General features: G+C 51.7%; 11 protein-coding genes. 4 read left to right on the top strand and 7 right to left on the bottom strand.

Annotated elements, in window-relative coordinates; translation table 11 throughout:
- Positions 1-39: 39 nt before the first annotated feature.
- From HZS79_RS14050 to flgB, 7 genes are all read right to left on the bottom strand, one after another.
- Entirely contained in the window at positions 40-729 is a 690-nt protein-coding gene (locus HZS79_RS14050) for a flagellar basal body L-ring protein FlgH (RefSeq protein WP_162219980.1), read from the bottom strand.
- A gap of 37 nt (positions 730-766) precedes the next feature.
- Positions 767-1,549, bottom strand: coding sequence for a flagellar basal-body rod protein FlgG (flgG, locus tag HZS79_RS14055; protein WP_162219979.1), 783 nt, complete (start codon positions 1,547-1,549; stop codon positions 767-769).
- Positions 1,550-1,579: 30 nt separating this feature from the next.
- Positions 1,580-2,338 carry a flagellar basal-body rod protein FlgF gene (flgF, locus tag HZS79_RS14060; protein ID WP_162219978.1) on the bottom strand — a complete coding sequence of 253 codons (759 nt, stop codon included), beginning with the start codon at positions 2,336-2,338 and terminating at the stop codon, positions 1,580-1,582.
- Positions 2,339-2,386: 48 nt separating this feature from the next.
- A complete protein-coding gene (locus tag HZS79_RS14065; RefSeq protein WP_179928168.1) occupies positions 2,387-3,655 on the bottom strand; it encodes a flagellar hook protein FlgE in 1,269 nt (422 codons plus the stop codon).
- A 75-nt stretch (positions 3,656-3,730) separates the two neighbouring features.
- Positions 3,731-4,423: a flagellar hook assembly protein FlgD gene (locus tag HZS79_RS14070; protein ID WP_162219976.1), complete on the bottom strand. Its 693-nt coding sequence runs from the start codon at positions 4,421-4,423 to the stop codon at positions 3,731-3,733.
- Positions 4,424-4,425: 2 nt separating this feature from the next.
- Positions 4,426-4,836 carry a flagellar basal body rod protein FlgC gene (flgC, locus tag HZS79_RS14075; RefSeq protein ID WP_162219975.1) on the bottom strand — a complete coding sequence of 137 codons (411 nt, stop codon included), beginning with the start codon at positions 4,834-4,836 and terminating at the stop codon, positions 4,426-4,428.
- 25 nt (positions 4,837-4,861) lie between these two features.
- Positions 4,862-5,293: a flagellar basal body rod protein FlgB gene (gene flgB / locus HZS79_RS14080; RefSeq protein WP_162219974.1), complete on the bottom strand. Its 432-nt coding sequence runs from the start codon at positions 5,291-5,293 to the stop codon at positions 4,862-4,864.
- 194 nt (positions 5,294-5,487) lie between these two features.
- Between flgB and flgA the strand changes: the two genes are divergently transcribed.
- From flgA to HZS79_RS14100, 4 genes are all read left to right on the top strand, one after another.
- Complete coding sequence (gene flgA / locus HZS79_RS14085; protein ID WP_179928169.1) at positions 5,488-6,204, top strand: flagellar basal body P-ring formation chaperone FlgA; 717 nt, start codon at positions 5,488-5,490, stop codon at positions 6,202-6,204.
- 85 nt (positions 6,205-6,289) lie between these two features.
- Entirely contained in the window at positions 6,290-6,556 is a 267-nt protein-coding gene (flgM, locus tag HZS79_RS14090; protein WP_162219972.1) for a flagellar biosynthesis anti-sigma factor FlgM, read from the top strand.
- Between the two features lie 10 nt (positions 6,557-6,566).
- Complete coding sequence (locus HZS79_RS14095) at positions 6,567-7,016, top strand: flagella synthesis protein FlgN (protein ID WP_179928170.1); 450 nt, start codon at positions 6,567-6,569, stop codon at positions 7,014-7,016.
- Positions 7,017-7,095: 79 nt separating this feature from the next.
- Positions 7,096-7,836: an SDR family NAD(P)-dependent oxidoreductase gene (locus HZS79_RS14100; protein ID WP_179928171.1), complete on the top strand. Its 741-nt coding sequence runs from the start codon at positions 7,096-7,098 to the stop codon at positions 7,834-7,836.
- Positions 7,837-8,102 lie beyond the last annotated feature (266 nt).

Below are 8,102 nucleotides of genomic sequence, written 5' to 3' on the forward strand. Positions count from 1 at the left end.
AGCCATGGTAACTCTCTATTGACGAGCCGTGTCGCACGCCTAAAACGGCGATACATTTAGGAAAAAGCGCTGTAGCCAGCCCATATGCTGCGCTTCGTTGATGTAACCATCACCAACGTACTCAATGCGGGCATCTGCCACTTGGGTAGAAGGCACGGAGTTTTGCGCCGTAATCGTGCGAGGGTTAACGACGCCAGAAAAGCGGATAAACTCCGTTCCTTGGTTAATGGCTATTTGTTTCTCGCCGCGTACCCGCAAGTTGCCGTTATTCATTACCTCTAACACCGATACCGTAATCGTGCCCGTAAAGCTGTTATTGGCCTGAGAGCCGCCACCACCGGCAAAATCACTCGCACCGGATACATCAAATCCATAATCTGCCAGCGCATCCAATACGTCTGGCAATTGTGCAAGCTCTAGACTGGCACTGCCTGAGCGGTTGGCGTTGGACTGGGAGTTTTTACTGGCACTGACCTCCTCATCAAGCACAATGGTCAAAATATCACCAATGGCCCGGGGGCGCCGGTCTTCAAACAGCGGCTGATAGCCACGGCGAGCTTGATAAATAGAGCCATTCGCAATGGGGGGTGGGCGGTCAACAATATTTATTTGCTCTTGCTCACCCACCACTGAAGCGCGGGGAATTTGTGCGCACCCTGCCGCCAGCAACATAAATAGTGCGAGGCCAACTAACGTAAGGCGACGTGAAATAGCGTTTAGATCCTGCATAAGACGACCTGTTAGTAAGCCCTTTTCATTAATAACGTTAGAGCTGGCTCAAACGCGCTAGCATTTCGTCGCTGGTAGACACCGCACGGCTGTTAATTTCATAAGCGCGCTGGGTTTGGATCATATTGACCATTTCCTCAACAACATTAACGTTGGAGGTTTCCACAAAGCCTTGAAACAGCCTGCCTGCCCCGTTGTTACCAGGCACATCTTGGTTCGGCGCACCGGAGGCACCGGTTTCCAGGTACAGGTTACCGCCAACACTTTCTAACCCTGCCGGATTGATAAACGATGCAACGTTAATCTGGCCAATGTCAGCATCCTGGGCGATACCAGGCTGGCGCACGCTGACCGTGCCATCTTCGCCAATGGCGACAGAAAGCGCGTTAGCAGGTACAAAAATGGCGGGCTCTAATGGATAGCCATTGGCCGTTACCATTTGACCGTTTTCATTGAGCTGAAAACTACCGTCACGGGTGTAGCCAACGGTGCCATCAGGCAATAACACCTGGAAAAAACCTTCGCCATTAATCGCCAGATCGCGGGAGTTGCCTGTTTCTTCAAGGCCACCCTGGGTATGCAGGCGCTCAGTGGCAACCGCACGTACACCGGTACCTATTTGCATACCGGAAGGCAGACGATCCTGAATATTGTTTTGCGCACCTGGTTGGCGCATATTCTGATAAAGCAGGTCTTCAAATACAGGACGTGAGCGCTTAAAACCATTCGTACTCACGTTCGCCAAGTTATTTGACAGCACGTCCAGCTTGGTTTGCTGTGCCTCCAGCCCCGTCTTGGCGGTCCACAAGGATTTAATCATTGTCGTGTTCCCTCAACTGACAGACTGCTATCAGCCTTGAATAGATAAAATACTGTTTGCCCGTTGAGCATTTTCATCAGCGGTACTGAGCATTTTCATTTGCATATCGTAACGGCGGGCAACATCAATCATAGATACCATGGCATCCACTGCACTGACGTTGCTGCCTTCCAGCGCCCCGCTGACAATACGGGCATCATCATCAGCCGGTAGGGCTCCAGCCACGCCATCATCATTTAGCGGCCCGCGAAATAGACCGTCGTCCCCACGTATTAGTGCTTGCTGATCCGGCGTCACTAGCTTAATGCGACCGACATCCACCAGCGCGGCTGGTCCCTCACCTTGAGGAATAGCGCTGATAGTGCCATCTGCACCAATCGATATCTGTGCGCCTTGGGGCAAGGCAATAGGCCCACCTTCGCCCATCACCGGACGCCCAACACTGAGCAGCACGCCATCACTGTCCAGCTGCAGATCACCTCGCCGGGTGTACGCCTCAGTGCCGTCCTCGCCTAGCACCGCCATCCAGGCATCATCCTGCATCGCGATATCGAGGGTTCGGCCAGTGCGTTCAATAGGGCCCTGCGAGAAATCAGTGCCCGGGGTGGTCGCCACCGCTGATACCCGCGTGTCGAGCAAGCCATCCCCCTGCACTGGCACCGCACGCGCAGCTTGCAGCTGAGCACGAAAGCCCGCCGTGGACACATTTGACAGGTTGTTGCTCACCACAGCCTGCTGATCCATGGTGTGTTTAGCGCCGCTCATGGCGGTGTATAACATGCGATCCACAACTGACTCCTTAGCCCATCACGCCACGATCACTACAAACGATAACCACTACAGATTAATAATGGTTTGCAGTAGCTCATCCTGGGTGCTGATGGTGTTAGAGTTAGCCTGGTAAGCGCGCTGCGCCACGATGGTATCTACCAGCTCACGAGCCAAATCGACGTTAGACGCTTCCACGGCTTCGGCCTGAATCTGCCCAAGGCGTCCGGTGCCCGGTGCCCCTAGGTTTTCCAAACCGGACGAATTGGTAGCCGCCCAAAGGTTGTTACCCAACGACTGCAGACCTTCTTCATTACGGAAGCTGGCTAGCGCAATCTGACCCGCAGCGCGCGTTTCACCGTTGGTAAAGTTACGCTGAATAACGCCAGTTTCGGTGACTGTAATGCCTGCCAGTGCCCCCGAGGTGAAACCATCCTGATTTAGCTCTTTTTGCAGCGAATCAGCAGCAAACTGAGTAGTGCCATCGAATTTAAGCTCAAGCTCGAGGTCTTCAGCATCAACGCCACCGGGAATGCCAGTAATAACCGCACTCTGTGCACCACCGTTAACACCGGTAACGACGCCATTCGCATCGGTTTGTAGTCTACCGCTCTGGGTAAAATCTAATGTAAAGCTGCCTCTTTCGACCCCGTCAGTGACGGCGGTCACATTCCATTGGTTGCTGTTACCTACCCTTTCAAAGTAAGTAGCAACATTAATGGCATTGCCCAACGAGTCATAGGCGGTAAAGTTATTGGAGAAGTGATAGTCGATATCTCCACCGTCGAGTTCAAGCGTATTTAAATCTTGTCCACTAACGGCCCTGGCATCCAGGTTTAACAGCGCATTGACTTCTGTGGTTGCCCTTGCCGGAATGTCATCAACCGGAATATTTAATGCCTGCGGGGCACCGCCCACCAACACGTTTGAGAACGGGAAGGCCTGCTGATCGTCAGTGTCTGCAGTGACGCCGCGATCCATGCCGTAACCCATCAGGCGATCGCCCTGGCCATTGACGATATCGCCGGTGGACGTAATGCCAAACTCGCCGTTACGCGAATAACCTACTTCACCGGTTGGACGCTCAAGGCGGTAAAAACCTTCGCCGGAAATCGCCAGATCCAAGTTACGGCCGGTACTTTCGATGCTGCCCTGGGAAAAGTCCTGGCGCAGACCCGATACCTGCACGCCGATACCCCGAGAGGCAGCAAACACATCGGCAAACAAAACGTCAGAGCGCTTATAGCCGACGGTTTGCGAGTTGGCGATGTTGTTACCCGCAGAATTTAACTTGTCTGACTGTGCGTTAAGACCAGCCACTGCCGTTGTAAATGACATAATACTTTCCTCATCAAAACGTCTTTTTCATAAAAACGTTCTTACTGTAAAAACGTCGTATTACTTACAGGTTGCTCAAAGAATCTGCTTGACCTGATCAAGCTGAACCTGTCCGTAAATAGCCCCTAAATCCAGCCGAACACTTCCGTTACCGTCGTTAGGGGTCACACTATTAACAACGGCATAGTTCAATGCGGTTGAGTCTAGCGCTTTGCCCTCAGCATCTAAGGCCTCTAGCTGAACCGTATAACGACCACTGGCAACTGTTTCACCCTGATCGTTTTTACCGTCCCACTGAAAAGACTGCACACCCGCTTCCACTGAGCCCAAGTTATAGCGCTTGATCACTTGGCCGCCCTGACCAACAATCACTGCATTGAGTGTGTTAGCTGGCTTGGCAAGCTCGATACCAAAAGGTGTTGTGTAAGGTTTGCCTTCACCATCTTGCTCTAACATGATCTTGTTACCAGGCACCATCACGCCTTGCCCAATCAAGCCAGTTGCCTGCAGCGCTTGGTTGGCATCCATCTGGCTGGTAATGTTTTTCAAGGTGCTATTCAGCTCCTCAATCCCGCTGACGGTATTAATTTGAGCAATCTGGGAGGTCATCTCCGCATTTTCCATCGGATTCAGCGGATCTTGATTCTGTAGCTGGGTAATCAGTAGCGTCAGAAAGCTGTTGCGTAGCTCATCTGAGGCGCTGGGCTTTAGCTGAGCACCGCTACTACCATTTAGATTCGACAACATTGCCGGGTCGATCGTACTCATAATTAGCCCTCACCCAGTGACAGCGTCTGCATCATCATCTGTTTCGATGTATTGAATACTTCTACGTTGGCTTGGTAAGAACGTGATGCCGAAATCATGTTGACCATTTCATGCACAGGCTCAACATTGGGCTTAGCGACATACCCGTCTTCATCGGCTGCAGGATGGCTGGGCATATATTCCAGACGTAGCGGAGACGTATCTTCAACCACCTCCGTGACACGAACGCCACCGACGCCATACCGGTTATTGTGTGCTTGGGTTTCAAACATCACCTGCTTAGCCCGGTAGGTCTCTCCATCAGGGCCCGCAATACTGTCAGCATTCGCCATATTGCTAGCAGTCACGTTCATGCGCTGCGCCTGCGCACTCATTGCAGAGCCTGCAATATCAAAGGCTGAAAACATCGACATAGGTTACTTTTCTCCTGCCACGTGGTTATTCAGGCTGCATCGCAGTTTTCAGACCCTGAATCCGGCTGTTCATAATTGTCAGTGCGGCTTGGTAGCGAACAGCATTGTCTGCAAACTGAGTACGCTCGCGATCCATATCAACCGTATTTCCATCCAAGCTAGGCTGGTCAGGAACGCGATAAAGCAGCTCCGTGCTACCCACCCCACGCCAAGCAGGGCCTTCGCCTTGCAAGTGGCGGCCGGAAGTACGTGACAGCGAAAGCCCACCATTTTGCTGCTGCTGTGGCTGGCTACCCGCAACGGCTTTTTTAAGTTCACTGGCAAAGTCGAGATCCCGCGCCTTATAGTTGGGCGTATCGGCGTTAGCAATGTTGGCAGCGAGGACGTTGTGGCGAGCTTGTCGCAAGCCCAGCGCCTGCTGGTGATAATTAAAGGCAGATTCAAGCTGATCAATCATGCCAATCCTCGTTCGCTGGGAAGCAAAATAAAATGGATATTATTGATGATGAATAATAGGCTTCGCCTCGTCAGCCTAAAGCATGGAACAGCTGCCGTTTACACCAGCATTTCACATGATGCACGGGATACTTTTGCACTACACTGCACCGCTGATGCTTATCATCTGCCTCCTTTAGATTGAGCGACGCCTTCATGTCTTATCAGCTGCGCCCTGCTTTACGCCGCATCGCAACACTTAAGCAACTGCTCCGTTTATCCTTGATTAGTCTTGCTTTTTCATTACCTGCACAGGCTAGCGACCAAGTATTGATGGATACCGTTCAGCAGTTTCTTTACCAGGAGACTCAGGCACTCGGCCAGGAAGTGATGATTGACATATCCCCACCTTCTCCGCACCTACCCGCCTGCGTCGCTCCCGAGCCATTTTTTCCAAATGCCCGTCAGTCACCCCTTGGACGCGTTTCCGTGGGTGTACGCTGTGGCGAAGCCAGTCGCCAAGTAAGGTATATGCAGGCACAGATTGATATCATTGGAAACTACGTCGTCGCCGGACAAGATATCGACAGGGGCACGCTAATTACCAGAGAAATGCTGAGTCAGAGAGAGGGCAATCTTGGTGACTTAACGGCGCAGGCCATTACTCAGCAAGACGACATTATCGGAATGGTTGCGCAACGTAATATTCGTGGTGGCAACACATTTCAGGCGCACGACTTGAAAGCGCCCCAGGTAGTAAAGCGCGGCCAGCGGGTTACCGTCATTGCACAAGGCACTGGCTTTCGCGTTTCTCGCGAAGGGGAAGCGCTCGCTGATGGTGCCCAAGGAGAGCGTATTCGTGTACGCTTTGACACACGTGAGTTAGTGACAGCACGCGTCGTTGGCCAAGGGACTCTGGTCATAGATTTTTAACTGAACACCTAAAGTCCTCTCTATATAGGCCGATACTGAGTAATACAGCGCAGGCCGCACCAACGTTGACGATGAGGCAAACAACGTGAAAATTGATAACGTCAATCCGTTGCTACGCTCTAACCAGGCGCAGCAACGTGATGAAACACAGAAAGTCACTGACAGTAAGTCTTCCGAGGCTGACAGCTCTACACGCTCGGCAACACAACTTAGCCAGATGCATGTGGATAGCTCTCAGGATATCGACTCTGCAAAAGTGCAAGAAATTCGCGATGCTATACGAGAGGGACGGCTGGAAATCCGTGCTGACCGTATCGCTGACGGCTTAATTGCCAACTTAAAAGATTTATAAGCGCATACCTATGGGCCTTTCACGACTGCTATCAGACCAACTACAGCGCCTCGATGAACTAGTGATAATGCTCTCTGATGAGCAATCACTGCTTACTCAAGGCAATATCGATGGCGATGCCCTCACTGTTATTGCGGTAAGAAAGCAATCGTTGCTAGCAGAACTGGAGCGTATCGAAACGTTACGCCGCAGCGTGCAAACAAAGCTTGGTTACCCAGACGGTGCGCTTGGTGCTAAGCAAGCGGCGAATGACGCTGACTGCCTGACGACCTGGGACAACCTGCTCGAGAAAAGCGAGCGCGTATCACGCATGAACCTTTTAACAGGCCAAATGCTATCGCTTAGAATGAAGCATAATCAGGACATGCTGGATTACATTCGCCAAATTGCTGAAAAAACTCTCTATAAGCCAAATGGGCGTAATAATGCTCAGCCTGGCCGCATTAACGCATCCGCTTAGTATGTCTGCACAACCATAGACAAATCCTGTACAAGCCGCTTCAATGTGAACACTAGTATTCACAATTGGAGCCGAACGGATGCTTTCCCACCTTCCCGAAGACTACACCGCCGTCGTCACCGGTGCTAATGGTGGCATTGGCCGCGCCATTATTGAAACGCTGCTTGCTGAATCCCATGTAGGCCATATTGTTGCTGTCAGCCGCTCGCCTCTGTCTATTGCGCACCCTAATCTGGTGTCGGTAACCGCTGATATAACGACTGAGCCGGGTCGCACAACACTTTGCCAACAGCTTAATGGGAGCCCAGTACATCTGCTGTTCAATACCATTGGCACGCTGCATGATGACACGCGCAATGTGCAGCCTGAAAAGCGTTTAGAGCAGTTAGATGAAGCATCATTCGCCCATGTTATGCAGATTAATGCAGCCACGCCTGCGCTTTTGATCGCCGCACTTAAGCCATCGCTACAAGGCAAACACCCGGCCATCATCGCTAGCCTTTCGGCACGCGTTGGATCTATTGGCGATAACGGGTATGGCGGCTGGTACAGTTACCGAGCCAGTAAGGCAGCGCATAACATGTTAATGAAGACCATCTCCATCGAACTCGCACGACTGAACAAGCAGTCTATCGTGCTGTGTCTTCATCCAGGCACCACAGATACAGCGCTGTCGAAACCTTTCCAGGCTCGTGTACCCAGCGAAAAGTTATTTACACCTGACTTCGTAGCCAAGCAGCTACTGGCGGTTATTTCCAAACGCACACCAGAGGAAACCGGCAGCTTTTGGGATTGGGCCGGCGAACCAATCGAATGGTAAATAGTGACTTTCTTTCACACATAAAAAATCCCCCAGAGCTTGCGCCCTGGGGGATTTTTCAAATAGTTCATAACCAATAGCTCAACAACAAAAAACCCCAGCTTCTAATGAAGCTGGGGTTTTTCTTAATAAGTGCCTGACGATGATCCGGGCGGCGCTCCGCTACTCTACTCGTCTCATCCTGAGACTCGCCCTTCGGGCCCGCTAAAGCGGTTCCCGTTTGTTCCCGACAAACGGGGTCCAGGGGAGACCCCTAAAAAGCAAAA

It is taken from the genome of Vreelandella zhaodongensis (genome assembly GCF_013415115.1).
Taxonomy (GTDB): Bacteria; Pseudomonadota; Gammaproteobacteria; order Pseudomonadales; family Halomonadaceae; genus Vreelandella; species Vreelandella zhaodongensis.